This is a genomic window from Actinomadura sp. NPDC049382 (genome assembly GCF_040677125.1).
GTDB classification, from domain to species: domain Bacteria; phylum Actinomycetota; class Actinomycetes; order Streptosporangiales; family Streptosporangiaceae; genus Spirillospora; species Spirillospora geliboluensis.
Genome location: NZ_JBFARO010000001.1, coordinates 192362 through 217941, shown reverse-complemented (window position 1 = coordinate 217941; position 25580 = coordinate 192362). Strand labels below are relative to the sequence as shown.

At 73.7% G+C, this 25580-nt stretch carries 21 protein-coding genes; 7 read left to right on the top strand and 14 right to left on the bottom strand.

Features of this window, described 5'->3' with window-relative positions; all coding sequences use genetic code 11:
• Positions 1-72: 72 nt before the first annotated feature.
• The 9 genes from clpB to AB0K34_RS01015 all read right to left on the bottom strand — a co-directional run bounded on the left by clpB (position 73) and on the right by AB0K34_RS01015 (position 10527).
• Positions 73-2670 carry an ATP-dependent chaperone ClpB gene (clpB, locus tag AB0K34_RS01055; RefSeq protein ID WP_138637335.1) on the bottom strand — a complete coding sequence of 866 codons (2598 nt, stop codon included), beginning with the start codon at positions 2668-2670 and terminating at the stop codon, positions 73-75.
• Positions 2671-2693: 23 nt separating this feature from the next.
• Positions 2694-3137 (bottom strand): helix-turn-helix transcriptional regulator, encoded by a 444-nt coding sequence (locus AB0K34_RS01050; protein WP_089328733.1) that lies wholly within the window; start codon positions 3135-3137, stop codon positions 2694-2696.
• 4 nt (positions 3138-3141) lie between these two features.
• Positions 3142-4317 (bottom strand): molecular chaperone DnaJ, encoded by a 1176-nt coding sequence (gene dnaJ, locus AB0K34_RS01045; protein WP_138637337.1) that lies wholly within the window; start codon positions 4315-4317, stop codon positions 3142-3144.
• A 90-nt stretch (positions 4318-4407) separates the two neighbouring features.
• Positions 4408-5052 carry a nucleotide exchange factor GrpE gene (grpE, locus tag AB0K34_RS01040; RefSeq protein WP_138637347.1) on the bottom strand — a complete coding sequence of 215 codons (645 nt, stop codon included), beginning with the start codon at positions 5050-5052 and terminating at the stop codon, positions 4408-4410.
• Positions 5053-5122: 70 nt separating this feature from the next.
• On the bottom strand, positions 5123-6982 hold the full coding sequence (gene dnaK / locus AB0K34_RS01035; protein WP_301173766.1) for a molecular chaperone DnaK: 1860 nt from the start codon (positions 6980-6982) through the stop codon (positions 5123-5125).
• Positions 6983-7299: 317 nt separating this feature from the next.
• The gene (locus AB0K34_RS01030; RefSeq protein WP_364544389.1) at positions 7300-7974 is read right to left on the bottom strand and encodes a response regulator transcription factor; all 675 of its coding nucleotides are present in this window, start codon (positions 7972-7974) and stop codon (positions 7300-7302) included.
• Complete coding sequence (locus AB0K34_RS01025; RefSeq protein ID WP_364544386.1) at positions 7971-9068, bottom strand: histidine kinase; 1098 nt, start codon at positions 9066-9068, stop codon at positions 7971-7973. The genes AB0K34_RS01030 and AB0K34_RS01025 overlap by 4 nt, the downstream gene beginning before the upstream one ends.
• A gap of 23 nt (positions 9069-9091) precedes the next feature.
• Positions 9092-9811 (bottom strand): hypothetical protein, encoded by a 720-nt coding sequence (locus AB0K34_RS01020; RefSeq protein ID WP_301173769.1) that lies wholly within the window; start codon positions 9809-9811, stop codon positions 9092-9094.
• A complete protein-coding gene (locus AB0K34_RS01015; RefSeq protein ID WP_138637341.1) occupies positions 9808-10527 on the bottom strand; it encodes an ATP-binding cassette domain-containing protein in 720 nt (239 codons plus the stop codon). The genes AB0K34_RS01020 and AB0K34_RS01015 overlap by 4 nt, the downstream gene beginning before the upstream one ends.
• Positions 10528-10684: 157 nt before the next feature.
• Here AB0K34_RS01015 and AB0K34_RS01010 point away from each other — a divergent pair, with 157 nt between their 5' ends.
• The 5 genes from AB0K34_RS01010 (at position 10685) to AB0K34_RS00990 (ending at position 17867) form a co-directional block, all read left to right on the top strand.
• Positions 10685-14038 carry a S8 family serine peptidase gene (locus tag AB0K34_RS01010; protein WP_301173770.1) on the top strand — a complete coding sequence of 1118 codons (3354 nt, stop codon included), beginning with the start codon at positions 10685-10687 and terminating at the stop codon, positions 14036-14038.
• A gap of 77 nt (positions 14039-14115) precedes the next feature.
• Complete coding sequence (locus AB0K34_RS01005) at positions 14116-14727, top strand: RNA polymerase sigma factor (protein WP_138637343.1); 612 nt, start codon at positions 14116-14118, stop codon at positions 14725-14727.
• The gene (locus AB0K34_RS01000; protein ID WP_301173771.1) at positions 14720-15919 is read left to right on the top strand and encodes a CU044_5270 family protein; all 1200 of its coding nucleotides are present in this window, start codon (positions 14720-14722) and stop codon (positions 15917-15919) included. The genes AB0K34_RS01005 and AB0K34_RS01000 overlap by 8 nt, the downstream gene beginning before the upstream one ends.
• 125 nt (positions 15920-16044) lie before the next feature.
• Positions 16045-16650 (top strand): RNA polymerase sigma factor, encoded by a 606-nt coding sequence (locus AB0K34_RS00995; RefSeq protein WP_301173772.1) that lies wholly within the window; start codon positions 16045-16047, stop codon positions 16648-16650.
• On the top strand, positions 16647-17867 hold the full coding sequence (locus AB0K34_RS00990; RefSeq protein ID WP_364544381.1) for a CU044_5270 family protein: 1221 nt from the start codon (positions 16647-16649) through the stop codon (positions 17865-17867). The genes AB0K34_RS00995 and AB0K34_RS00990 overlap by 4 nt, the downstream gene beginning before the upstream one ends.
• Before the next feature lie 131 nt (positions 17868-17998).
• Here the strand turns inward: AB0K34_RS00990 and AB0K34_RS00985 are convergent, their stop codons facing one another.
• A complete protein-coding gene (locus AB0K34_RS00985; RefSeq protein WP_301173774.1) occupies positions 17999-18730 on the bottom strand; it encodes a TetR/AcrR family transcriptional regulator in 732 nt (243 codons plus the stop codon).
• 109 nt (positions 18731-18839) lie between these two features.
• Between AB0K34_RS00985 and AB0K34_RS00980 the strand changes: the two genes are divergently transcribed.
• Positions 18840-20321, top strand: a complete 1482-nt coding sequence (locus AB0K34_RS00980) for an MFS transporter (RefSeq protein WP_301173775.1) — start codon at positions 18840-18842, stop codon at positions 20319-20321.
• Between the two features lie 18 nt (positions 20322-20339).
• Here the strand turns inward: AB0K34_RS00980 and AB0K34_RS00975 are convergent, their stop codons facing one another.
• The gene (locus AB0K34_RS00975; protein ID WP_301173776.1) at positions 20340-21905 is read right to left on the bottom strand and encodes a 3-hydroxyacyl-CoA dehydrogenase; all 1566 of its coding nucleotides are present in this window, start codon (positions 21903-21905) and stop codon (positions 20340-20342) included.
• Between the two features lie 94 nt (positions 21906-21999).
• On the opposite strand from AB0K34_RS00975, the gene AB0K34_RS00970 reads away from it, so the two are divergent.
• Positions 22000-23208: an acetyl-CoA C-acetyltransferase gene (locus tag AB0K34_RS00970; RefSeq protein ID WP_301173777.1), complete on the top strand. Its 1209-nt coding sequence runs from the start codon at positions 22000-22002 to the stop codon at positions 23206-23208.
• A 25-nt stretch (positions 23209-23233) separates the two neighbouring features.
• Here AB0K34_RS00970 and AB0K34_RS00965 read toward each other — a convergent pair whose 3' ends face one another.
• From AB0K34_RS00965 to AB0K34_RS00955, 3 genes are all read right to left on the bottom strand, one after another.
• The gene (locus tag AB0K34_RS00965; RefSeq protein WP_301173778.1) at positions 23234-24112 is read right to left on the bottom strand and encodes a DUF2182 domain-containing protein; all 879 of its coding nucleotides are present in this window, start codon (positions 24110-24112) and stop codon (positions 23234-23236) included.
• Between the two features lie 10 nt (positions 24113-24122).
• On the bottom strand, positions 24123-24773 hold the full coding sequence (locus AB0K34_RS00960; protein ID WP_138640621.1) for a DUF1326 domain-containing protein: 651 nt from the start codon (positions 24771-24773) through the stop codon (positions 24123-24125).
• 111 nt (positions 24774-24884) lie between these two features.
• A complete protein-coding gene (locus AB0K34_RS00955; RefSeq protein ID WP_301173779.1) occupies positions 24885-25484 on the bottom strand; it encodes a TIGR03086 family metal-binding protein in 600 nt (199 codons plus the stop codon).
• Positions 25485-25580: the final 96 nt, after the last annotated feature.

Genomic DNA, 25580 nt, shown 5'->3' with positions numbered 1-25580 from the left:
CGCCCCTGCTCACCGCCCCGCACGCTGGGAAGACGAACGGGCCGGCGCGGTGCGCCGGCCCGTCGGGACCCGTTACTTGGTGAGGGTCAGGCCGCTCTTCGGGGCGACCGTCAGGCGGTCGGCGGCCTCGTCCAGGTCGACCACGATCTCGTCGCCGTCGCGGACCTCGCCGGAGAGGAGCTCCCTGGCGAGCTGGTCGCCGATCGCCGTCTGCACGAGGCGGCGCAGCGGGCGCGCCCCGTACAGCGGGTCGTAGCCGGTCAGCGCCAGCCACTCGCGGGCCGCCGGCGTGACCTCCAGCGTCAGCTGCCGGTCGGCGAGCCGGTCCGCCAGCTTCTCGACCTGCAGGTCCACGATGCGGGTCAGCTCGGTCGTCGACAGCGCGTCGAACAGGATCACGTCGTCCAGGCGGTTCAGGAACTCCGGCTTGAACGAGTTCCGGACGGCGTTCCACACCGCCTCCCGCTTCGCCCCGTTCTCCAGCGTCGGATCGACCAGGAACTGCGACCCGATGTTGGACGTGAGGATCAGGATCGTGTTGCGGAAGTCGACCGTGCGGCCCTGCCCGTCCGTCAGCCGGCCGTCGTCCAGCACCTGCAGGAGGATGTCGAACACCTCCGGGTGCGCCTTCTCCACCTCGTCCAGCAGCACCGCCGAGTACGGGCGGCGCCGGACGGCCTCCGTGAGCTGCCCGCCCTCCTCGTAGCCGACGTATCCGGGCGGCGCGCCGACCAGCCGGGCGACGCTGTGCTTCTCGGAGTACTCGCTCATGTCGATGCGGGTCATCGCCCGCTCGTCGTCGAACAGGAACTCCGCGAGCGCCTTCGCCAGCTCGGTCTTGCCGACGCCGGTCGGGCCGAGGAACAGGAACGAGCCGGTCGGGCGGTCCGGGTCGGAGATGCCCGCGCGGGCGCGGCGCACCGCGTCCGACACCGTGCGGACCGCGGCCTCCTGCCCGATCAGGCGGCGGCCCAGCTCGTCCTCCATGCGGAGCAGCTTCGCCGTCTCCCCTTCGAGCAGCCGGCCCGCGGGGATGCCCGTCCAGGACGCGACCACGTCGGCGACGTCGTCCGGGCCGACCTCCTCCTTGACCATCGCGTCGCGGTTCTCCGCCGCCTCCGACGCCTCCTCCAGCTGCTTCTCCAGCGCCGGGATCTCGCCGTAGGTGAGCCGCGCGGACGTCTCCAGGTCGCCGTCCCGCTGGGCGCGCTCCGCCTCGCCGCGCAGCTGGTCGATCGTCTCCTTGATCTCGCCGACCCGGTTCAGGCTCGCCTTCTCCTTGTCCCAGCGGGCGACGAGGCCGGTCAGGTGCTCCTGCTTGTCGGCGAGGTCCTTGCGCAGCCGGTCGAGCCGCTGCCGGGACGCCTCGTCGGTCTCCTTGGCGAGGTTCAGCTCCTCCATCTTCAGCCGGTCCACCGCGCGCTGCAGCTCGTCGATCTCCACCGGCCGGGAGTCGATCTCCATCCGCAGCCGGGACGCGGCCTCGTCCACCAGGTCGATCGCCTTGTCCGGCAGGTACCGGGAGGTGATGTAGCGGTCCGACAGCGTCGCCGCCGCGACCAGCGCCGAGTCGTTGATCTGCACCTTGTGGTGCGCCTCGTAGCGGCCCTTCAGCCCGCGCAGGATCGCGATCGAGTCCTCCACCGTGGGCTCGCCGACGAAGATCTGCTGGAAGCGGCGCTCCAGCGCCGGGTCCTTCTCGATGCGCTCGCGGTATTCGTCCAGCGTCGTCGCGCCGATCATGCGCAGCTCGCCGCGCGCCAGCATCGGCTTCAGCATGTTGCCGGCGTCCATCGCGCCCTCGGCCGCGCCCGCCCCGACCACGGTGTGCAGCTCGTCGATGAACGTGACGATCTGCCCCTCGGACTCCTTGATCTCGTTCAGCACGGCCTTCAGCCGCTCCTCGAACTCGCCGCGGTACTTCGCGCCCGCGACCATCGCGCCGAGGTCCAGCGAGACGAGCTTCTTGCCGCGCAGCGACTCCGGCACGTCGCCCGCGATGATGCGCTGCGCGAGACCCTCCACCACGGCCGTCTTGCCGACGCCCGGCTCACCGATCAGCACCGGGTTGTTCTTCGTGCGGCGCGACAGCACCTGCACCACCCGGCGGATCTCCGCGTCCCGGCCGATGACCGGGTCGAGCCGCCCGTCGCGCGCCGCCGCCGTCAGGTCGACGCCGTACTTCTCCAGCGACTGGTACGTGCCCTCCGGGTTCTCGCTGGTGACGCGGGCGTGCCCGCGCACCTTCTCGAACGCGTCCAGCAGCGCCTGCGGCGTCGCCCCGAACTCCTTCAGCAGGCCCGCCGCCGGGCCGCCGTCCGCGGCGAGGCCGACCAGCAGGTGCTCGGTCGAGACGTACTCGTCCTCCAGCTGCTGCGCCCGGTTCGCCGCCGTGTTGATCGACCGCTGCAGCAGGCCCGACAGCCGCGGCGACGACACCGTCGACCCCTGCGCCTTCGGCAGCGCCGCGAGCTGCTCCTCCGCCCGCCGCCGGATCGCCTGCCAGTCGGCGCCGACCGCCTCCAGCAGCGGCACCGCCGTCCCGTCCGGCAGCGCGATCAGCGCCGCCAGCAGATGCTGCGGCTCCACCTCGGGATGCCCCTCGGCCGCCGCCCTGCGGACCGCGACCGACACCGCCTCCTGGCTCTTCTGCGTCAGCTTGTAGTCCATGTCCCCAGTCCCCGTGAAAAGTCCTATTCGGAGTTGCGCTCGCGCCAGACCACGACGCTCGTGTGCCGGATCGGCACCAGGTCGGAGCCGGGCGCGCCCGGTTCCCCGTGCCGCCGCTGCTGCGCCAGCCGCGCCGCGACGGACCGGGTCGATTCGAGTTCGTTGGCGAGCTCCTCCAGCGCCGCGTGCGCCTTCGCGAGCTCCTCGCGGAGCCGCACGTTGTCGCGCTGCAGCTCCAGGATGTGCTTGATGCCGGACAGGTTGATGCCCTCCTCCTGGGAGAGCCGCTGGATCTCGCGCAGCAGCACGATGTCGCGCATCGAGTAGCGCCGCCCCCGCCCGGCCGTGCGGCCGGGGGACACCAGCCCCATCCGGTCGTAGGTGCGCAGCGTCTGCGGATGCAGCCCCGACAGCTGCGCCGCCACCGAGATCACATAGACCGGAGTGTCATCACCGAAGGGGTCCATTCCTTCACTCCTGTCTGGCCTGCTGCAGGATGTCGGCGCGGAGGTCGTCGCCGCCGCCCGATTCGCGGAGCTTGGCCAGCGCCTCGCGGGACTGCTCGTCCAGCTTCTGCGGGACGTGCACGTCGACGGTGACGAGCAGGTCGCCCTTCGTGCCGTCGCGCCGGGTCGCGCCGCGGCCCTTCACGCGGAACTTGCGGCCGTTGGGCGTGCCCTCCGGCAGCCTCAGCGTGACGGGCTGGCCCTGGAACGTCGGGACGCGGATCTCGCCGCCGAGCGCCGCCTCGGGGAAGGTCACCGGGATCGTCAGGGTGAGGTTGTCGCCGCTGCGGCCGAACACCGGGTGCGGGCGCACCTTGATGTTCACGTACAGGTCGCCGGCCGGGCCGCCGTTCTCGCCCGGGGCGCCCTTGCCCTTCAGCCGGATCTTCTGGCCGTCGGCGACGCCCGCCGGGATGCGGGCCTGGATGGTGCGGGTGCCGGTCGCGCGGCCGCTGCCGTGGCAGATCGGGCACGGGTCGTCGACGACGAGGCCCCGGCCGCGGCACTCGTGGCACGGCTCCTGGAAGCCGAAGTTGCCGAGGTTGCGGGTCTCGTGCCCGGTGCCCTCGCAGTTCGGGCAGACGCGCGGCACGGTGCCGGCCTTCGCGCCGGTGCCCCGGCACGCGTCGCAGGCCGCCTCGCTGGTCAGCTTGATCGGGACGGTCACGCCGTTCATCGCGCGGCCGAACGACAGCGTCACCTCGGTCTCCACGTCCGCGCCGCGCCGGGCGCGCCGCGTCGTCCCCGTGGTGCGGGTGCCGCCGCCGCCCCGGCCGAACAGGCCGCCGAACAGGTCGCCGATGCGCTCGCCGGCGCCGCCCGTCTGCGTCCCGGTGCCGCCCTGGCCGAACAGGTCGCCGAGGTCGAACCCGAAGCCGCCGCCCTGCTGGCCGCCGCGGAACCCGCCCGGCATCGACCGGACGGTGTCGTACTCCTTGCGGCGCTTCTCGTCCGACAGCACGTCGTAGGCCTCGGAGACCTCCTTGAAGCGCTCCTCGGCCTCCGTGTCGCCCTTGTTCGCGTCCGGGTGGTACTTGCGCGCCAGCTTCCGGTAGGACTTCTTGATCTCCTCCTGCGAGGCCGTCTTCGCCACACCGAGGACCTTGTAGTAGTCCTTCTCCAGGTAGTCCTTGGTGCTCACGGCGCCCCGCCTTCTGCTCTCGCCACTTGCCACATGTCCTTCACACCCCCGACCGGGCCCGCCCCCGGACGGGAGCGGGCCCGCGCGGGCTCATTCGCCGTCGTCGCCCGGCTCGTCGCCGGGCTCGCCCGGGCCGGCGTCCGGGTCGGGGTCGGCCACCGCGACGCGCGCCGCGCGCAGTATCCGCTCACCGATCCGGTACCCGGGCTGGAGGACGTCGACGACGCTCGTCTCGGTCACGTCCGCCGAGAGCGAGTGCATCAGCGCCTCGTGCACGGTCGGGTCGAAGGGCTCGCCCTTCTCGCCGTACCGCTCCAGGCCGAGCTTGCCCGTGACCGCCTCCAGGCTCTCCGCGACGGACTTGAACCCGCCGGTGAGCTCGTCGTGGTCGCGGGCGCGGCCGATGTCGTCCAGCACCGGGAGCAGCTCGGTCAGCACCTGGCCGAGGGCCTGCTCGCGGACCGCGACCCGGTCGCGCTCGACCCGCTTGCGATAGTTGTCGTACTCGGCCTTCAGCCGCTGGAGGTCGGCGAGCCGCTCCGCCAGCTGGGTCTTCAGCGAGGAGACCTCCTCGTCGGAGACCTGCTCGGCGACCCCGTCCACCGGGGCCTCCGGGGCGGACGGCGAACCCGCCGCCTGCCCCCGGACCTCCCCCGTCTCGGGATCGATGCGCCGCTTGTCGCGGATCACCGGGCCCTCCTTCTCCTCGCCCTCACCAGAGGAGGACGTCACGATGCACCACCCTTCTGGGGGGCGACCCCCAGACCCCCGAAGCGGAGGGCCGAAGATCCTCGCTTCGCTGCGGTCATCGGCCCTCCTCCTTCGGCTTGTCCTCGTCCACGATCTCCGCGTCGACGACCTCGTCGTCCTGCGGGCCCTGCGCGTCGGCCGTCGGACCGTGGTCCTCGGCGCCGGCGGCGGCACCCTCGGGGTTCTGCGCGTACATCGCCGCGCCCATCTTCTGGGAGACCTGCGCGAGCTTCTCGGCGCTGCCCTTGATGGCCTCGACGTCGGTGCCCTCCAGGGCCTTCTTGACCTCGGCGACCGCGTCGTTGACCTCGGTCTTCAGGTCCGCGGGGACCTTGTCGTCGTTCTCCCGCAGGAACTTCTCGGTCGAGTACGCGAGGGTGTCGGCCTGGTTGCGGACCTCGGCCTCCTCCTTGCGCTTGCGGTCCTCCTCGGCGTACTGCTCGGCGTCCCGGACCATCTGCTCGATGTCGTCCTTCGGCAGCGCGCTGCCGCCGGTGATGACCATCGACTGCTCGCGGCCGGTGCCCTGGTCCTTCGCGCTGACGTTCACGATGCCGTTCGCGTCGATGTCGAAGGTGACCTCGATCTGCGGGACGCCGCGCGGCGCCGGCGGCAGACCGGTGAGCTGGAAGGTGCCGAGCTTCTTGTTGCGCGCGGCGATCTCGCGCTCGCCCTGGTAGACCTGGATCTCCACGGACGGCTGGTTGTCGTCGGCGGTGGTGAACGTCTCCGACCGCTTGGTCGGGATCGTGGTGTTCCGCTCGATGATCTTGGTGAAGATGCCGCCCTTGGTCTCGATGCCGAGGCTCAGCGGGGTCACGTCCAGCAGCAGGACGTCCTTGACCTCGCCCTTCAGCACGCCGGCCTGGAGGCTGGCGCCGATCGCGACGACCTCGTCCGGGTTGACGCCCTTGTTCGGCTCCTTGCCGCCGGTCAGCTCCTTGACCAGCTCGGACACCGCGGGCATCCGGGTCGAGCCGCCGACCAGCACGACCTGGTCGATCTTGTCGACGCCGATGTTGGCGTCCTTCAGCACCGACTGGAACGGCGCCTTGGTCCGGTCGAGCAGGTCGGAGGTCATCCGCTGGAACTCGGCCCGGGTGAGCTTCTCGTCCAGGTGCAGCGGGCCCTCGGCCGACGCGGTGATGTAGGGCAGGTTGATCTGCGTCTCGGACGAACCGGACAGCTCGATCTTCGCCTTCTCCGCGGCCTCGCGCAGCCGCTGCAGCGCCATCTTGTCCTTGGACAGGTCGACGCCGTTGGCGTTCTTGAACTTCTCGACCAGCCAGTCGACGACCTTGTTGTCCCAGTCGTCGCCGCCCAGGTGGTTGTCACCGCTGGTGGCCTTGACCTCGACCACCCCGTCGCCGACCTCCAGCAGGGAGACGTCGAAGGTACCGCCACCGAGGTCGAAGACCAGGATGGTGGCCTCCTTCTCCTTCTCCAGGTGGTAGGCCAGCGCCGCCGAGGTCGGCTCGTTGATGATCCGCAGGACGTTCAGGCCCGCGATCTGGCCGGCCTCCTTGGTGGCCTGCCGCTGGTGGTCGGAGAAGTACGCGGGCACCGTGATGACCGCGTCGGTGACGGTCTCACCGAGGTAGGCCTCGGCGTCCCGCTTCAGCTTCTGCAGCACGAACGCGCTGATCTGCTGCGGGTTGAAGTCCTTGTCGTCGATCTTGGTCTTCCAGTCGGTGCCCATCTCGCGCTTGACCGACCGGATGGTGCGGTCCACGTTGGTGACCGCCTGGCGCTTGGCGACCTCGCCGACCAGCACCTCTCCGTTCTTGGCGAAGGCGACGACGGACGGCGTGGTCCGCGACCCCTCCGCGTTCGCGATGACGGTGGGCTCCCCGCCCTCCAGGATCGCGACGACCGAGTTGGTCGTCCCGAGGTCGATGCCGACCGCACGTGCCATGTTCTCGTCCTCCGTCGTTTCCGGTGGTTATCGCAGCCCCGGTCGCCCCCAGGGCGCGGCCGGTTCGTCTTCTCCGTCGCAAGGTTGCCCGGACCGGCGCCCCCGTGTCAAATGACTTGAGTCGACCCGGCTCAACTTTGCTGACGACCTCTACAACAGGACGAGTGAGCCACCTATTCCGGTTCCCGGACGGCGGCTCCGCGGCCGCAGTTCGCCCGGACGGAGGAGGGCCGCGCGGTTCCCGTCCTCCGCGAGGACGAAGCCGCCCGATCCTCTGATCGGCGGGGCCGGTGACCGGCCTGAAGGGCCTACATGGCCTACAGGGAGTCGGGGCGGCGGCCCGGGACGACGATGCCGTGCTCGTAGGCCAGCACGACGGCCTGGACGCGGTCGCGGAGGTGGAGCTTGGCGAACACGCTGCCGACATGGCTCTTCACGGTGGCCTCGGTGACGACGAGCCGCGCCGCGATCTCCTGGTTCGACAGGCCCTGCGCCACGAGCAGCAGCATCTCGCGCTCGCGCGGGGTCAGCGCGGCCAGCAGGTCCGGCGCCGGCCGGACGGGGTCGGTGCGGCCGGCGTAGTCCTCGATCAGCCGGCGGGTGATCGACGGGGACAGCAGCGCCTCGCCCTGGTGGACGACGCGGATCGCCTCCAGCAGCCGCTCGCGGGGCGCGTCCTTCAGCAGGAACCCCGACGCCCCCGCGCGCAGCGCGCCGAACACGTACTCGTCGAGGTCGTAGGTGGTGAGGATCAGCACGCGGGGCGGGTCGGAGACGGCGGTCAGGCGGGCGGTGGCCTCGACGCCGTCCATCCGGGGCATCCGGACGTCCATCAGCACGACGTCGGGCCGCAGCTCCGCCGCCCGGTCGAGGGCCTCGCGGCCGTCGCCGGCCTCGCCGACGACCTCCAGTTCGGGACGGGTCTGCAGGAACAGCCGGAACCCGATCCGGATCAGTTCCTGGTCGTCGACGATCAGCACCCGGATCGTCATGCGCGGCCCCCGATCGGCAGCCGCGCGGCGACCCGGAACCCGCCGCCGGGGGCGGGGCCCGCCTCCAGCTCGCCGCCGAGCACGGCGGCCCGCTCCCGCATCCCCACCAGGCCGTGCCCGCCGGGGCCGGGCGGTTCGCCGGTCCCCGTGCCGTCGTCGTGCACCCGCACCTCCAGGTCCGCTCCGCCGTAGCCCAGCTCTACCGTGACCGTGGTCGCCCCGGCGTGCTTCAGGGCGTTGGTCAGCGCCTCCTCGATGATCCGGTACGCGGACAGCTCGACACCGCTCGGCAGCCCCAGCCGCTCCCCGGCGATCTCCAGCCGGACCGGCAGCCCGGCCGCGCGGTAGCCGGCGACCAGTTCGTCCAGGTCCGCGAGCGACGGCTGCGGGCGCGTCTCCGCCGGGTCCTGCCCGCGCAGCAGGAGGAGGATCCGGCGCAGCTCCGCCAGGCTCTGCTCGGCGCTGGTCTCCACCCGCTCCAGCGTCTCCGCGGCCACGCGCGGCTCGGTCTCCAGGACGTCGCGGGCGCCGCGCACCCCGATCAGCATCACCGTCACCGAGTGGGCGACGATGTCGTGCAGTTCGCGGGCGATCGCGCCGCGCTCGCGCTGCGCCGCGATCAGGTCGAGCTGCTCCCGTTCGCGTTCGAGGGTGGCGGCCCGCTCCTCCACCGCCCGGACGTAGCGGCGGCGCGTCTGCATGTAGGCGCCCAGCATCCACGCCCCGATCGACACGGGCGGGCTGGAGACGCTGTCGACCTCCAGGAACACGGCCACCGGCGCCAGCACCGCGAGCGAGACGCGCCGGTCGCGGGTCTCGGCGAGCGACCACAGCGCGACGACGGGCAGCGCGCCGCCGGGCGAGTACCCGGCGGCGGTCAGCGCGGCGGCGGACGCGACCGTCACCGCGATCACCGTCACCCCGAACCGGCGGCGGGCCAGCAGCATCGCGCCGGTCAGGACGGTCACCGCGATCGGCAGGGGCACGGCCTCGGTGCCGTCGTTGAACAGCAGCCCCACTTCCACGACGGTCGCGGCCGCGGCGAGCGCGATGTCGAACAGCACCGGGCGGTGCGCGGCCCGCAGGCCCCGCACCGCCCGGATCCTCGCCGCGACGTTCACGCCAGGTCGCGCCGTCGTTCGCACGCGACCGCGACCAGTACCGCGAGGACCGTCCAGAGCGCGAACACCGCGCCCGCCTCCGCGACCGTGAGGGTCGTGTTGTGGGTTCCGCCCGTCATGACGCCCGCCGCGCCGAACGGCGAGAGGTTCGACTCGGCCTCCCACGCCCCGCTCACCAGGGGCTGCACCACCAGGGCCAGGATCAGCAGCACCACCGCGCCGACGACCGGGCTGCGGATCAGCGCGCCGAGCGCCGCGCCCAGCACCGTCGCCAGCACGAGCGCCAGGACGTTGCCCGCCACGACCTCGGTCACCTGGCCGGACGTCAGGTCCGGGCCGGGCTGGTCCGCCAGCAGCGGCAGCGCCACCCCGGCCGCGACGGCGTTGATCAGCAGCGCCAGCCCGAACCCGGTCAGCGCGTACGCCGCGATCCGCACCGCCAGGACGCTCCCGCGCCCGCGCCGGGCCACCAGCGCCGTGGGCGCGGCGGTCCGGTGGCGGTACTCGCCGGCCGCGCCGACCAGCCCCCACAGCAGCAGCAGGACGGGCAGCCCCGCCAGCGCCTCCTTCTTCTCCGGTATCTCGTCGAGTGTGCCCGACGCCTTGGCGACGAGCACCGCGTTCAGGGCGGCGAACGCCGCCCCGCCGACCGCGAACCCCCACACGGCGCGGGTCGTCACCGCCTTGAGCAGTTCCCCGCGAAGCAGGCCGATCATCGCTCCAACCCTCCGGTGAGCTGGAGGAACACGTCCTCCAGCGACTCCACCTCACTGATCGGTCCCTGGTGGACCAGCCTGCCACGGTCGATGACGACCACGTCGTCCACCGTCTGCGCGGCCTCCGCGAGCAGGTGGCTCGACAGCAGCACCGTGCCGCCCTTCGCGGCCCTGTCGCGCAGCATCGTCCGGAGCCAGCGGATGCCCTGCGGGTCGAGGCCGTTGGCCGGCTCGTCCAGCACGAGGATCTCCGGGTCGCCGAGCAGCGCGGCGGCGAGCCCGAGCCGCTGCCGCATGCCCAGCGAGTAGGCGCCGACCCGGCGGCCCGCCGCCGCCGTCAGCTCGGCGGTCTCCAGGACCTCCTCGACGCGGCGGCGCGGCAGCCCCGCCGCCAGCGCCAGCGCCCGCAGGTGCGCGCGGGCCGTCCGGGCGGGGTGCGCGCCGCACGGCTCGATGTGGACGCCGATCCGGCGTGCGTCCGGCGCGAGCGACGCCACCGGCCTGCCCAGCACCGACACCGTGCCCGCGGACGGCCGCGCCAGCCCCACGAGCGCCTTCATCGCCGTCGTCTTGCCGGCGCCGTTCGGGCCGAAGAAGCCCGTCACCGCGCCCGGCCGGACGCTGAACGTCAGATCGTCGACCACCGTCCGCCGCCCGTACCGCTTCGTCAGCCCCTCCACCCTGATGGCCGGGGTGGCCTTCGTCTGTGCAGTCATGGCGCCCAGCTTCGGCCGCCCGCGCCTCCCGGTCATCCGACCACGGTCGAAACCCGTTCTCCGACCCCGGCATGACGGGGCGGCGAACACGACCGGCCGCTGCGGGTGATCAACATCGACCGTCCCGGTGCGGGACGGCGATCGCAGAGGAGACTCGATGACGCACAGACGCCGGAGCCGGGCCCTGCTCGGCCTCCTGCTCGCGGCCGGGGCGCTGGCGGCCGTATCCCCGCCCGCGCAGGCCGCGCCGCCGCCGGCGGGCGGCCTGGACCCGGGCAAGGCATGGAAGGTCACGCTGCTGACCGGGGACGCCGTCAGCGTCCGGACGGTCAAGGGCAAGCCCCCGCTCGTGTCGGTGACCCCCGCGCCGGGCCGGGAGAAGCGCTCGTTCCGCAAGGAGATCCGGCCGGACGGGCACGTCGTCGTCACCCCGGTCGACGTCGCCGGGCTGGTCGGCCGCGTCCTCGATCCCGAGTTGTTCGACGTCACCGCGCTGATCGCGCAGGGCTACGACGACGCGCGCAGCAAGGACCTGCCGCTGATCGTCCAGCGGGAGAAGGGCGCCCGGTCCCTGTCGGCGCTCGGCGGGACGCTCGGCGAGGGCAGGGACCTGCCGAGCATCGGCGCCGTGGCCGTGCGGCAGCCCAAGGACGGCGCGTCCGGCCTCGGCAAGAGCCTGGCCGCGATGCGCGGCCCGTCCCTGAAGGCGACGGGCGGCATCCGGCACATCTGGCTGGACGGCAAGGTCAAGGCGAGCTTCGCCCCGACCGCGGCCGCGCCCGAGACCCACCGGATCGACCGGAACCTGCGGCAGGTCGGCGCCCCGGCGGCATGGCGCGCCGGGTACACCGGGAAGGGCGCGAAGGTCGCCGTCCTCGACACCGGCATCGACGCCGGGCACCCCGACCTCAAGGGGCGGGTGGCGGAGGCGGAGAACTTCTCCGAGTCGCCCGACACGGTCGACCGGTTCGGGCACGGCACGCACGTCGCCTCGACCATCGCCGGGACCGGTGCCGCCTCCGCCGGCGAGCGCAAGGGCGTCGCACCGGACGCCGACCTGCTCATCGGCAAGGTCCTCGACGACGACGGGTACGGCACCGACTCCAGCGTGATCGCCGGGATGCAGTGGGCCGCGCCGCGCGCCGACATCGTCAACATGAGCCTCGGCGGCGCCCCCACCGACGGCGACGACCCCGTCTCCCTGGCGCTGACGAACCTCACCGCCGAGCACGGCGCGCTGTTCGTCGTCGCCGCGGGCAACGACGGCACGTTCGCGTCGGTCGGCTCGCCCGGCACGGCCGAGGCCGCGCTCACGGTCGGCGCGGTCGACGCCCGCGACCGGCTGGCGGAGTTCTCCAGCCGCGGCCCGGTCGGCGTCACCGCCAAGCCGGAGATCGTCGCGCCGGGCGTCGACATCGAGGCCGCCCGCGCCGCGGGCACCGCCGAGGGCACCCCGACCGGAGCGCACTACACGAGGATGTCGGGCACGTCGATGGCGACGCCGCACGTCGCGGGGGCGGCGGCGCTGCTCGCCGCGAAGCACCCCGACTGGACGCCCGCCCGGATCAAGGCCGCCCTCGTCGGCACCGCCGACCCGGCCACCGGCGGCGACGTCTACCAGCTCGGCGCCGGACGGCTCGACGTCGGCGAGGCCGTGCGCAGCCCCGTCCTCGCGGCGCAGGGCATCGCCGGTCTCGGGACCTCAAAGTTCCCCGCGCATCCCCGCCTGTCCACGGAACTCGGCTGGACGTCGAACACCGGCCGTCCCATCGACCTGCGGCTCAGCGTCACCGTGACCGACCGCAAGGGCCGCACCGCGGACGGCGTCGCGGCCGTCCCGGCCAGTGTCACCGTGCCGGCGGGCGGTACCGCGAAGGTGCCGCTGACCGTGGACGCCTCCCGCGTCGGTGACCGTCCCGGCCTCTACACGGCCGTGGTCACGGCCAAGGGCGGCGGCGCCGTCCTGGAGACGCCCGTGACGTTCTACGTCGAGCCCCCGGCGCACACCCTCACGGTCAAGGCCACGCCGCTGCCGGACACCGACCCCGCGAACTTCTCCGCCTCCGCCACCGTGGTCAACCTCGGCGACCACTCGCTGTACTCCGAGTGGGTCGACGCGTCCGAGGGCGAGACGAAGCTCCGCGTTCCGGCGGGCCGCTACGCCGTGCTCGGCAACGTGGACGACTTCAGCGACTGGCGCTCGGCGCTCGTCGGCGACCCCGAAGTGGTCGTCGACCGGGACGTGACCGTGACGCTCGACGGCGCCGCCGCCGTCAAGGTCGGCGCGAGCGTCGAGGGCGTCGAGACCACGACGGCGATGGCGGCCGCCGACATGGTGCAGGACGCCGGCGACGGCCTTTGGTACTACTCCGTGTTCGCCTTCGACCCCGCCAACGCGCCCGTCTACGTCCAGCCGATGGAAGGCGTGACGAAGGGGACGTTCAAGGCGGCCACCCAGCACCGGCTGACCGCGCCCGGCGCGGTGTACGACATCGTCCACCCGCTGGGCAACGGAATCCCCGCCGACCCGACGCACACCGTGAACGCGGCCGAACTCAAGCGGATGGCCCGCGTCGAGCAGAAGTTCGCCGCGTTCGACGGCGACACCGGCGCGCCCATGAGCGAGAAGCGGTACGGCATCAGCGCGGAGGGCCTCCTCAACTTCGAGGCGAGCGGCCCCGTCGAGCCCGGCACGTCCCGGACCGACTACGTCTCGGCCGGCTCCGGCATGCTCTGGGGCGACCTGGGATTCGTCAGGTTCGGCGAGGAGGACTGGGTCGACCAGGGCGCCTTCACCGAGTTGAAGCCCGGCGAGCAGGTCGCGCACCGCTGGGGTCGCCAGCCGCTGCGGCCCGGCCCCTACTCCGGCACCGGCGTCACGCCCAGCTTCTGCGCCCGCTACCCCACGGCCCGCACCGGGCAGAACATGCGGATCTCGCTGGTGGACCTCCAGGTCCGTCCCGACGGCTTCGACTGCTCGATGCACGAGGTGAAGGGGCACCTGGAGCTGTTCGCCGGCGATCAGAAGCTCGGCGAGAAGGACGGCCCGTTCGGCGACTTCACCGTCCCGTCCGGCGCGGCCGACTACCGGCTGACGTACGAGAACGACGCGTCCGCCGTCCTCCCGGTGTCGACCCGCACCTCGACGTCCTGGACGTTCCGCTCGCGCGCGCCGCGCGGGAACGAGAGCGCCAACCTCCCGCTCCTGCTCGTCGACTACGACCTGAACCTCGACATGCGCAACCAGCCCGCCGGTGAGCACGCCGTGTTCACTGTCGCGCGGCAGGTGGGCTCGGGCGAGGCGAAGGTCACCGGGCTGCGGTTCTGGACGTCCGTCGACGACGGCAAGACCTGGCAGGACGCCGATGTCACCGACCTCGGCGGCGGCCGGTACAGCGCTCCGCTGCCCGCGCCCGTGAAGGGCCAGGCCGTGTCGCTGCGGGTCAGCGCCAAGGACGCGGGCGGCAGCGGCATCGACCAGAGCATCATCCGCGCCTACCGCGTCCGGTAGGCGTCCCGGAGCGAAAGTGGCGAGGGGGTTCGGGTGATACGTCTGTGACCGCCATCCGTGAGACGAAAAGGCACCACATGACGGGGAACCCCCTCGCCGCGGAGCGGCTGGACCGGCTCGGCGCCGGTCTGGCCGCTCCGCGGTCGTCCCTGCACGATCCCGAAGGGTTCGGCGAGGTCTTCGACGCCCATTTCGCCGAGATCCACGGGTACGCCGCCAAGCGGCTCGGCCCCGACGCCGCGTCGGACGTCGCGTCGCAGACGTTCCTGGAGGCGTTCCGGAACCGGGACCGCTACGACCCGGCGCGGGCGAACGTGCGCGCCTGGCTGTACGGCATCGCGACCAACCTCATCGGCAAGCACCGGCGCAGCGAGGTGCGCGGGCTGCGGGCCCGCGCCCGGCTCGGCCCCGCCCCGGCGGAGGAGGGGCACGCCGACCGGGTGGACGCCCGCGTCAGCGCCGAGGGCCTGCGGGGGCGGCTCGCCGGCGCGATCGCCCGGCTCTCGGACGGCGAGCGCGACGTCCTGCTGCTCGTCGCCCTCGCCGACCTCACCCACGAGGAGGTCGCGGCGGCGCTGGACGTCCCGTACGGGACGGTCGGCTCGCGGCTGAGCCGGGCCAGGAAGAAGGTGCGCGAGGCACTCGGCGGGACGAATCCGATGCGCGAGGGGGACGGCGACCATGGATGAGCTGCAGATGATCCGCGAGGCGTACGGGGAGCCGGAGCCGCCGACCCCGCAGGAGATGACCGAGGCCCGCGCCGCGATGCTCGGGACGCCGCCGCGCACGGGCGTCCGGTTCGGGTGGCGGCTCAAGGCCGGCATCGGCCTGGTCGCCGCTGGTGCGGCCGCCGCGGTCGCGATCACGGCCGTCGGGTCGGGTTCGCCCGCCCCACCCTCGCCCCCCGCCGCGGCGGACCCGGGCCGGCGGGCCGTGCTGGCGGCGGCGGAGCGGGCCGAGGCGCAGCCGGCCGGCGGGTACCGGGGGTACTGGTACTCCGACACGGTCGACGGCCAGTCGTACGTCATCCGCGCGAAGTCCGGCACCTACGCGATCAGCGCCATGGGCACGCAGACGTTCCAGTGGATCGGCGAGAAGCGCGGCATGGGCGAGGCGTTCTTCGTCCGCCGCCTTCCGGCCCGCCCGGTGAGCGCCCAGGACAAGGCGCTCTGGAAGAGGGCCGGGTCGCCGTCGGAGTTCCGGGTCTGGCTGAACGACCACTACGCCACCTGCACCACCGAGGCGACGGGATGGCGGTCGTCCGGGCCGGGAGCCGACGTCGACCCGAAGGGCGGCGGGAAGTTCTACGAACTCGGACACGGGGGCTCCTCGGTCGAGGACGTGCGGAACCTGCCGTCCGACCCGTCCGAACTCGCCGAGAAGTTCCTCAGCCGGACGGCGATCGGCGGCCCGCGCCAGGCGGAGGCGAAGCCACCGCGGAAGAGGGCATCCGACATCTCCGACGAGGAGTTGCCCCACATGCAGCTGCGGCGGGCGATGTCGATCCTGACCGGCCCGCTGCCGCCGAAGACCCGGGGCGGGCTGATGCGGGCGCTGGCGGCGCAACCGGGCGTCCACGCGCTCGGCCGCGTCACCGACCCGCTGGGCCGCCCGGGCGTCGCGCTGGCCACCGGCGACCGCAGCGCCACGGTCGGCGCCGACTTCGGCACGCCGAAGGCCGAGCAGGGGACCTACGCCTACCGCAGGGTGATCGTCTTCGATGAGCGCACCGGTGCGCCGCTGTCCCTGCAGGAGGAGCTGACCAGGCCCGGCGGGCCGTACGCGGAGATGCAGCCGGGCTTCGTCATCTCCTACGAGGCGCAGCGCGGCTCCGGCTGGTCGGACGCCAGGCCGAAGCCGCCCGCGAAGCCGCCCTTCTGATCGGGGGACGCGCCGCCCTCCGCCGATGTCCGGTGGAGGGCGGCGCGGCCGTGAAGGCGGATCGGGGGATCGGCTGAGAACCGGGTGACCGAGCAACCGAGCACCCCCACAGCGAGGATCACTCCATGGCCCAGCAACGCCCGCCGGACCCCGGCGGGGACGACCCCGACGCGGAGGCGATCGTCCGGTCGCGGCGCGACCCCGCCGCGTTCGCCGAGATCTTCCACCGCCACTTCGCCGCGATCCACGGCTACGCGGCACGGCGGCTCGGCGGGGACGCGGCGGACGACGTCGCCGCCGAGACGTTCCTCGCCGCGTTCCGCAAGCGGGACCGGTTCGACCCGGAGCGCGGGACCGTCCGCCCCTGGCTGTTCGGCATCGCGACCCGGCTGATCGGGTCGCACCGGCGCGCGGAGGGCCGCCGCTACCGGGCGCTCGCGCGCACGCCCGCCGAGTACGCCCACGACGGCCACGAGGACCTCGTCACGGCGCGCGTCACCGCCGGCGGCGCGGGCGCGGAGCTGGCTGGCGCGCTGGCCCGGCTGCCGCGCGGGGACCGGGACGTCCTGCTGCTGGTGGCGCTGGCCGACCTGTCCTACGAGGAGGTCGGGCAGGCGCTCGGCCTCAAGACGGGCACCGTCGCGTCCCGCCTGCACCGTGCCCGGCGCCGCCTGCGGGAGTCGCTCGGCGGAACCAACCCCGCGCTGATCGTTGAGGAGACGCCCGCATGAGCACGAACGAGATGGACCGGGTCCGGGACCTGCTGCGCGAGCCCCCGCCCCCGTCGGCGACGAGCACGGCGAAGGCGCTGACCCTGCTGGAGGACGAGATGGCGGGCCGGCGCGTCCGGGCGGGACTGCGCGTCCGGGCGGGACGGCGGCGGCTCGGGTTCGGGTGGCCGGCCGGGCTGGGGGCCGGGCTGGTCGCCGCCGGCGCCGCGGCGGCCGTCGCGGTCGCGCTCACCGGCCAGGGGACGCCCGGATCGCCCGGGTCGCCGGACACGCCCGGCGGCGTCGACCTCAACAAGCAGGCGGTGCTCGCGGCGGCGGCCAAGGTCGAACTGACCCCGACCGGCAAGTACTGGTACACCGACCGCATCGACGGGCAGTCGTACATCATCCGGGCGAAGACCGGCACGTACGCGATCGTCGGCGCGGCGAGCGAGTCGTTCAACTGGACCGGCGTGAAGAAGGGGACCGGCGAGGCCTACTACGGGCGCGACCTGCCCGCCCGTCCGCTCACGGCGCAGGACGAGGCGCTCTGGAAGAAGGCCGGGTCGCCGTCGAAGTTCCGGGTCTGGTCGAACGACCACTACTACACTTACAGCGCCGAGGCGACGAAGTGGCGGTCGGACGGCCCCGAGGTCGGCATCGATCCGGAGGGCGGCGGCGAGTTCCTCGGCGAGCCGGCCGAGGAGTGGCAGAACCTGCCGACCGACCCGGCCGCGCTCGCCGAGAAGTTCCTGAGCGGCGAGGAGATGCTCCGGGGGATGGGCCCCCTCGCGAAGCGCGGCCGGAAGCCGACCGAGGAGGCGACGGCCTCCGCCGGGATCTGGCGGACGTCGGGGATCCTCGGCGGCACCCCCGTCCCGCCGAAGGTGCGCGCGGGCCTGATGCGGGCGCTGGCCTCCCGGCCGGGCATCCAGGCGATCGGCCGCGTCGCCGACCCGCTGGGCCGCGACGGCGTCGCGCTGGCCGCCTTTGAGCGCACCGCGGAGATCACCGGCGAGTACGGCGGGCCGAAGGCCGAGCAGGGCGGCTACGGCCACCGGCTGGTGATCGTCTTCGACGAGAAGACCGGCGGCGTCCTGTCCGTCCAGGACACGCTGACCAAGCCCGGCGGGCCGTACGCGGAGATGAAGCCCGGCTTCATCATCAACTACGTGGCCGTCCGGTCGTCGGGCTGGACCGACACCAAGCCGAAGCCGCCCGCGGAACTGCCGTTCTGATGCCTCCGGACTGGGGGTGAGCGCTGCCGTTATCCCGTGGCGAGAAACCGCCTCCCCCTGCCGATGCCCTCCGCCCACCGTCCGGGCGGAGGGCATCGTGCTTGAACCCCTCTAATCGTGCATGAACCCCTCTAGGAGCGGCGGGCTTCGAGGCCGTCGAGGACGCAGGCGAGCCCGAACGCGAACCGGCCCTCCAGGACGTCGCCGGTCTCCTTCATCCAGATCTCGCGGATGTGGGACGCGAGGGCGGGCCGCTGCGCGTCCAGCTCCGCGAGGTAGGGGCCGAGCCCGCGGACCCAGTCGGCCGAGGACGTCCCGGACTGCCTGCGCTGCCAGCTCGCCTCGCTCCCGGCCGCGCCGATCACGTAGTCGACCACGGCGGACCAGGCGTACTCCAGGCCGAACCCGGTGAACCCGGCGGCGCCGAACGCGCCGAGCACCTCGTCCAGGACGCGGGTCGCGTTCGGGCCGATCATCGGGCGGCTGCCGAACAGCGTGACCGTCCACGGATGCCGGTGGATCATCGCGCGGAGGCTCCGCGCGTACCCGGTGGCGGACGCCCGCCAGTCGCCGCCCGCCGGGACCTCCACCTCCGCCATGACCCGGTCGAGGGCGAGCTCCAGCAGTTCGTCCTTGTTCGCGACGTGCCAGTAGACCGAGGTCGCGCCGGAGTTCAGCCGGGTGCCGAGGCGGCGCATGCTGAGCCCGTCCAGCCCTTCGGCGTCCAGCAGGCCGAGCGCGGCGTCCACGATCTGCGCCCGGCTGAGCGCGGGCCGCCCGCGCCGGGCCCGCTCGGGACGCACCCAGACGGACGCCACCTTCTCCTCGGGCACCTGCTCCCCGGACGGCTTCTCCTCGGGCACGGGCGCCTCCCTTCCGTTCTCGCACAGGGTACGAGACTTGAACACCGTGCGATCCGAGTCGTACAGTGTGCGAGCCTAATCGAACGGTGTACGAGAAAGGGGGCGACGCATGGCACCGCATCCGCGCCGCCGACAGATCCTCGGCGTCCTGTGCCTCAGCCTCTTCGTCGTCGTGGTCGACAACACGATCCTGAACGTGGCGATCCCGTCCCTGCTCCGGGAGCTGGACGCCACCACCGCCGACGTCCAGTGGGTGATCGACGCCTACTCGCTGGTGTTCGCCGGCCTGCTGATCACCGCGGGCAGCCTGGGCGACCGGCACGGCCGCCGCCGCGCGATGCTGATCGGCTTCGCGCTGTTCGGCGCCGGCTCGCTGCTCGCCGCCTTCGCCGCGAGCCCCGCCCAGCTCGTCGCGATGCGCGGCCTCATGGGCGCCGGCGGCGCGCTGCTGATGCCCGGAACGCTGTCGATCATGGCGCAGGTGTTCGGGCCGGACGAGCGCGCCAAGGCGTTCGCCATCTGGGGCGCCACGTCCATGGTCGGGCTCGCCGCCGGGCCGACGCTCGGCGGGTTCCTGCTGGAGCACTTCTGGTGGGGCTCGGTCTTCCTGGTGAACGTGCCCGTCACGGTGGTCGCCGTGGCCGGGCTGCTGCTGCTCGTCCCCGAGTCCCGCGGGCCGCGCCGCCGCCTCGACGTGCCCGGTGCCGTGCTGTCCACGGCCGGCATGGCGGCGCTGGTGTGGGCGATCATCTCCGGGCCCGCGCACGGCTGGACGGGCGCCCGCACGGTCGGCGGCCTCGCCGCGGGGATCGCCGCGCTCGCCCTCTTCGTCCTGTGGCAGCACCGCAACCCCGAGCCGATGCTGGACCTGCGCCTGCTCCGCGACCGGAACTTCGCCGGCGCCGCGACCATGATCGCGCTGTTCGGCTTCGCGCTCGCCGGGATGCTGTTCGCGCTGACCCAGCTCCTGCAGTTCGTCCTCGGGTACGGGCCGCTCAAGGCGGGGCTGGCGCTGCTGCCCGTCGCCGTCGCCGCGGCCGTGGGCAACGGCGTCGGCGCGTCCCTGGAGTCGCGGTTCGGCGCCCGCCCGGCCCTCGTCTCCGGGTTCGCCGCGGTGGCGGCCGGCTTCGGCGCCCTCGGCCTCACCTCAGCGGACGGCGGCTACGCCGCGCTCGCCGCCGGGCTCACCGTCCTCGGCCTCGGCGCGGGACTCGGCACCCCGCCCGCCTACAGCACGCTCATGGCCGCCGTCCCGCCGGAGGAGGCGGGGGTCGGGTCGGCGGTGAACGACGCCGGGCAGGAACTCGGCAGCGCGCTCGGCGTCGCCGTCCTCGGCAGCGTCGTCTCCGCCGCCTACGCCGCCGCCCTCCCGGACACCGCCGCCCGCGCCGCCCGCCACTCCCTGGGCGAGGCCCTCGCGCTCGGCGACCCCGCCCTCGCCGCCGCCGCGCGGGACGCCTTCGCCCACGCGGTCTCGGTCGCCTCCTTCGCGGCGGCGGGGGCGATGGCGGCCGCCGCCCTCTTCGCCTGCGTCGTGCTCCGCCCGCGCCGCCCGGTTCCGGCGGGCGCCCCCGAGCCCGTCAGGACCTGAGGGCGCCCGCTCGTCCCGTCAGCCGGTGAGGTCGGACGGGGCGGTGCCGGGGTCGGTGAGGGGGAGGGCGAGGGCCGCGCGTTCGGTCAGCCAGGTGCTCGGACGGTAGCGGGGGTCGCCGGTGCTCGCCTGGAGGCCCCGCAGGATCCGCAGGACGCGGTCGGCGCCCTCGTGCTCGCCCCACTCCAGCGGGCCGCGCGGGTAGCCGAGGCCGAGGCGGACGGCGGTGTCGACGTCCTGCGGGCGGGCGAGGCGCTGCTCGGCGATCCCGCAGCCCACGTTCACGATCGAGGCGAGGAGCCGCTGGGCGACCGGGGCCGGGGCGTCGCGGACGACCGTCACGGACCGTCCCGTGGCCGCGAGGGCGGCGAGCGCGGCGCGGCCCGCGTCCTTGTCGAGGCCGGGGTGCACCATCACGGTCAGGCGGGTGAAGAACCCGCCGAGCGGGTCCACGCCCAAGGTGCGCTCTACGGGCAGCCCCTCAGCGGCGTTGACCGTGCTCTGACCGAAGGGCGCGACCAGAACAACGGCCCGGTCGGACGGCTCGTCGCCCGACTCGACCTCTACGCCGGACGTGGAGAGCAATGCGCCGAGCGCGTCACGGACGTCCCCGTGCACCCACACAGGGCGCGGCTCCACCGCCGGCACGGTGACCTCCGGCGGCTCTTGCTTGGCACCGTCCACGTACTTGTAGAAGCCCTCGCCCGTCTTGCGTCCGTGCAGACCTGCCTCCAGACGCGCCCGTCCGAGCCTGGACGGACGGAACCGGGGCTCGGTGTAGAACCCCGTCCAGATGGACTCCATCACCGGGTGCGACACGTCCATGCCCGTGAGGTCGAGCAGCTCGCACGGCCCCATCTTCAGGCCCAGGACGTCCCGCGCGATGCGGTCGATGTCGACGGGCTCGGCGGCCTCCTCGGACAGGATCTGGAGAGCCTCCGTCACCAGGCCGCGCCCAGCGTGGTTGACGAGGAACCCGGGCGCGTCCGGCGCGAGCACGGGTTCGTGACCGAGGCGCCGGACGAGGTCGGCGAGCGCACCCGGAATCCACTCCGCCGTACGCGCCCCTGGAATCACCTCGACGAGACGCATCAGCGGCACCGGATTGAAGAAGTGCAGCCCCGCCACCCTGGACGGATCCTCCAGCGCCGCCGCGATCGCCGTGACGGGCAGCGAACTGGTGTTGGTCACCAGGACCGTGTGCTCCGGGCAGACCTTCTCCAGGGAGGCGAAAAGCTCCCGCTTGGTGTCGATGTCCTCCCGGACGGCCTCCACCACGAGATCGCAGTCCTGGAACGGGGTGAGCGGCTCCCCGACCGGCCGGAGCCGTCCCTTCGCCGCCGCGGCCTCCTCGGCGGTCATCCGCCCCTTGCCCGCGAGCTTGTCGAACATGCCGCCGATGTACTCGGCCGCGCCGACCACGGCCTCCATGCGGATGTCGGCCAGCTCCACGGTCAGCCCGCCCGCCGCGGCGAGCTGCGCGATCCCGCGCCCCATCGCCCCGGTGCCGATGACGCGGATCGTCGTGACCCGCCGCGCCCAGTCCTCCACCGTCGCCTCCTCGCTCGTCCGCCTCCACCGCATTCAACCCTCCATCGGACGCAAGCCCGGAGGCCGCCCTGCCGAACGGAGGCCGTAGCCTGCGGGGTACCCGGTAGCACAGCCTGGAGGAGCCACCATGCGCGACGCGGTGATCTGCGAGCCGCTGCGGACCCCGATCGGCCGGTTCGGCGGGGCGCTGAAGACCGTTCCGCCCGGACAGCTCGCCGCCACCGTCATCCGCGCCCTGGTGGAGCGCACCGGGCTGCCCGGCGACGCGATCGACGAGGTCGTCCTCGGGAACTGCTACCCCACGGCCGACGCCCCCGCCATCGGACGCGTCGCCGCGCTCGACGCCGGCCTGCCCATCTCCGTCGGCGGCTCGCAGGTCGACCGGCGCTGCGGGTCCGGGCTCCAGGCGGTGCTGGACGCGGCCATGCAGATCCAGACCGGCGTCAGCGACGTGGTCATCGCGGGCGGCGCGGAGAGCATGAGCAGCGCGCCCTTCTATACGACGCAGGCGCGCTGGGGCGTGCGCGGGCCGTCCCTCGAACTCCACGACGCGCTCGCGCAGGGCCGCGTCACCGCCGGCGGGGTCAACCACCCGGTGCCCGGCGGGATGCTGGAGACCGCCGAGAACCTGCGCCGCGAGTACGGCATCGGACGCGAGGAGCAGGACGAGCTGGCCGTCCGCTCCCACCGCCGCGCCGTCGCCGCCCAGCAGTCGGGCGTGTTCGCGGAGGAGATCGTCCCGGTGACCGTCGCGTCCCGGAAGGGGGACACGGTCGTCGACACTGACGAGCACCCCCGCCCCGACACCACGATGGAGAGCCTGGCGAAGCTGCGTCCCGTCCTCGGTAAGAAGGACGCCGAGGCCACCGTGACCGCGGGCAACGCCAGCGGCCAGAACGACGCGGCCGCCGCCTGCGTCGTCACCACTCCCGAGCGCGCCGCCGAACTCGGGTTGCGGCCGCTCGTCCGGCTCGTCGCGTGGGGCCGTGCCGGGGTGCCGCCGGCGACGATGGGCATCGGGCCCGTCCCCGCCACGGCGAAGGCGCTCGCCGCCGCCGGGCTCACCCTCGCCGACATCGACCTCATCGAGCTGAACGAGGCGTTCGCCGCGCAGGTCCTCGCCGTCACCCGCGAATGGGGCCTGAAGGACGCCGACTGGGACCGCGTCAACGTGCACGGCTCCGGCATCTCCCTCGGCCACCCCGTCGGCGCGACCGGCGCCCGCATCCTCGCCACGCTCGCCCGCGAGATGCACCGCCGCGGCGCCCGCTACGGCCTGGAGACCATGTGCATCGGCGGCGGCCAGGGCCTCGCCGCCGTCTTCGAACGCGTCTAGCCCGGCCGTCCGGCGTGGGCGCCGGCTAGGTCAGCGTCGGCGCGACCCCGGGAGCGGCGAGCAGCACCAGCCCGAAGACGATCATCGCGGCGCCGAGCGGCCGGCTCAGGCGCTCCCCGTGCCGCCAGACCTTCTCCGCGAGGATCACCGCGGCGATGACCCCCATCCAGACCAGGCTCATCATCCCGGCGGCGAGCAGCACGGCCATCAGCGCCCAGCAGCAGCCGAGGCAGAAGGCCCCGTGCTGGACGCCGGCGAGCAGCGCGCCGCGGGGGCCCGCGGTGATCCGCTCGCCGTGCCGCACGACGACGGCGAGGGGCGAGCGGCACAGCCGCAGGCACGCCCGTTTCAGCGGGCTGAGCTGGTAGGCGCCCGCGAACAGCAGCACCGCGGCGCCCGCCCGCACGGCGGTCGCCGGGTCGCCCGCCGCCGCCACCGGCTGGAACACCAGGAACAGCCCGTACGCCGCCACCCCGGCCGCCGCCCACACGGCCAGGTAGCCCGCCGCGAGGAGGTAGGCGGTCGTCCTCCCCGCGCCGCGCCGCCGCATCAGCCGGTCGATCCGGACGATCACCGGTGTCACCGCGGGCAGCATCATCGCGGCCATCATCACCAGCCAGGTGCCGAGGAACAGGCCCGCGCCGATGGACCGGTCCATCGGCATTCCCGCCATCCCGTCCCCGGAGCGTCCGGCGCCGCCGGTCAGGATCCCGGCGCGCATGTCCGGCATGGCCAGCCGGTGGACCGCCAGCCAGGCGAGCGCGGACAGCACGAGAAGGACCAGGACGAACAGGCCCTCCTGCATCCGCCCGCGCGCACCGGCAGGAACATCGTGCGCGTGCTCGGCGCCGGGTCCGCGCCGTCGCGGCGGGACGTGGCCGAGGTGGCGCTCATGCGTCAGCATCGGCGGGCTCCTAGTCGGGTCCGGTCCAGTCGAACGGGATGTGCTTGCTGGAACGGCCGTCCCACTCCCAGCTGAATCCGTAGGCGTCGGCCCGGTCGGTGATGGCGCGGCCCCAGGTGGCGACCTGGCCCGGACCGGTCTCCGCACCGGGAGGGTTGAGGGTCTGCACCCGCGCGCCCTCGGGCGTGGTGGGCCCGGTCAGCGCCTCGGCCCGCGCCACGACCCGGCCGGGCACCTCCGCGCCCCAGGTGGCGAGGTCCTCGTCGACCGAGATCGTCACGGGCGAGAACTCCAGCCCGCGCACCTCGGGGGCGAGCATCCCCACCAGCTGGGCCGGCCAGCCGCCGGCCTCCCCGCCGAAGATCTTCCCGAGCGCCGCGCGCTGGGCGTCGTCGGCGCGCTCGTCCAGGAAGACGGCCGCGTAGGCGTCGGAGTGCTCGCCCCACACGTTCCCGACGAACGAGCCCAGCATCAGGACGTTGAGGCCGTCGAGCGGGACCTCTCCGTACCGTCCTTCACGGATGCGCCATGCCAGCACGCCGTCGCAGTCGCCGTACGTGGGGGACTGCGCGTAGGTGCACGGGCACGGGATGGTGCATTTGCAGACATCGAACCAGTCGCCGGCGACGTGCCAGCGCGGGATGCCGGTGGTCTCGGTCATGATCCCCCCTCGGATCGGGACCGGACGCACCCCACCCACAATCCTCACAAACCGCCTGATCGGGGACCAGGCGAGGGAGGTAAAACCTCGACCCCGCCGGGGGCGGCGGGGTCAAGCGCCGTCGGGCGTCCAGGACGGGTCGCGGCCGGTCATGGCGATGAGGCGGTCGAGGGCGGGCGCGTCACCGGAGGCCGGCACGGCGGGGCCGAAGAGGCCGGGGACGCCCTTGCCGCCGCTCTGCTCGACGGCCGGGGAGACGAAGGCGAGGCACGACTCGATCTCGTCCGCCCCGGCCGTGTAGGGCTGTCCGCTGGCGCGGGCGACGTCCCAGCCGTGGACGACCAGCTCGTTCATCGCGACGTTCCCGGCGTCCGCGCCGGGCATCGCGATGCCGCCGGCCTCGGTCATGCCCTGCCAGGCGTCGGGGGAGCGCCAGGCGGCGGCGAGCGCGTCGAGCTGCTCGGGGATGCGGGTGCGCCAGTCCGGGGGGAGGTCGGACGAGGCGGCGGACGGGGGCTGCGAGCCGCCTTCCGGGATGTCCTTGGTCGCGGCCTGGGTGAAGGCGAGGACCAGCCCGTCCACGTGGCCGATCAGGGCGGCGAGCGGGGTGTCCTCGCACGGCGTCGGGGCGGTGAGCTGGGCGTCGCTGACGCCGGCGAGCAGCTCGGCCATCCGCCGGGCGGCGGGGGTGAGGTCTGGCGTCGAGGTCATGAGGACTCCGTTCGACGTACCGGTGGCTGGGAACCGCCCTGGACGGGCGGGCTTTCCTGGTATGGACTCGGGAACCCGCTGATTCTCATCGGTGCA

Excerpts from the sequence above, each read along its gene's own strand:
- clpB (WP_138637335.1), bottom strand. The coding sequence starts at position 2,670 with ATGGACTACAAGCTGACGCAGAAGAGCCAGGAGGCGGTGTCGGTCGCG.
- AB0K34_RS01050 (WP_089328733.1), bottom strand. The coding sequence starts at position 3,137 with ATGGACCCCTTCGGTGATGACACTCCGGTCTATGTGATCTCGGTGGCG.
- dnaK (WP_301173766.1), bottom strand. The coding sequence starts at position 6,982 with ATGGCACGTGCGGTCGGCATCGACCTCGGGACGACCAACTCGGTCGTC.
- AB0K34_RS01030 (WP_364544389.1), bottom strand. The coding sequence starts at position 7,974 with ATGACGATCCGGGTGCTGATCGTCGACGACCAGGAACTGATCCGGATC.
- AB0K34_RS01020 (WP_301173769.1), bottom strand. The coding sequence starts at position 9,811 with ATGATCGGCCTGCTTCGCGGGGAACTGCTCAAGGCGGTGACGACCCGC.
- AB0K34_RS01015 (WP_138637341.1), bottom strand. The coding sequence starts at position 10,527 with ATGACTGCACAGACGAAGGCCACCCCGGCCATCAGGGTGGAGGGGCTG.
- AB0K34_RS01010 (WP_301173770.1), top strand. The coding sequence starts at position 10,685 with ATGACGCACAGACGCCGGAGCCGGGCCCTGCTCGGCCTCCTGCTCGCG.
- AB0K34_RS01005 (WP_138637343.1), top strand. The coding sequence starts at position 14,116 with ATGACGGGGAACCCCCTCGCCGCGGAGCGGCTGGACCGGCTCGGCGCC.
- AB0K34_RS01000 (WP_301173771.1), top strand. The coding sequence starts at position 14,720 with ATGGATGAGCTGCAGATGATCCGCGAGGCGTACGGGGAGCCGGAGCCG.
- AB0K34_RS00995 (WP_301173772.1), top strand. The coding sequence starts at position 16,045 with ATGGCCCAGCAACGCCCGCCGGACCCCGGCGGGGACGACCCCGACGCG.
- AB0K34_RS00990 (WP_364544381.1), top strand. The coding sequence starts at position 16,647 with ATGAGCACGAACGAGATGGACCGGGTCCGGGACCTGCTGCGCGAGCCC.
- AB0K34_RS00980 (WP_301173775.1), top strand. The coding sequence starts at position 18,840 with ATGGCACCGCATCCGCGCCGCCGACAGATCCTCGGCGTCCTGTGCCTC.
- AB0K34_RS00975 (WP_301173776.1), bottom strand. The coding sequence starts at position 21,905 with ATGCGGTGGAGGCGGACGAGCGAGGAGGCGACGGTGGAGGACTGGGCG.
- AB0K34_RS00970 (WP_301173777.1), top strand. The coding sequence starts at position 22,000 with ATGCGCGACGCGGTGATCTGCGAGCCGCTGCGGACCCCGATCGGCCGG.
- AB0K34_RS00965 (WP_301173778.1), bottom strand. The coding sequence starts at position 24,112 with ATGCTGACGCATGAGCGCCACCTCGGCCACGTCCCGCCGCGACGGCGC.
- AB0K34_RS00960 (WP_138640621.1), bottom strand. The coding sequence starts at position 24,773 with ATGACCGAGACCACCGGCATCCCGCGCTGGCACGTCGCCGGCGACTGG.
- AB0K34_RS00955 (WP_301173779.1), bottom strand. The coding sequence starts at position 25,484 with ATGACCTCGACGCCAGACCTCACCCCCGCCGCCCGGCGGATGGCCGAG.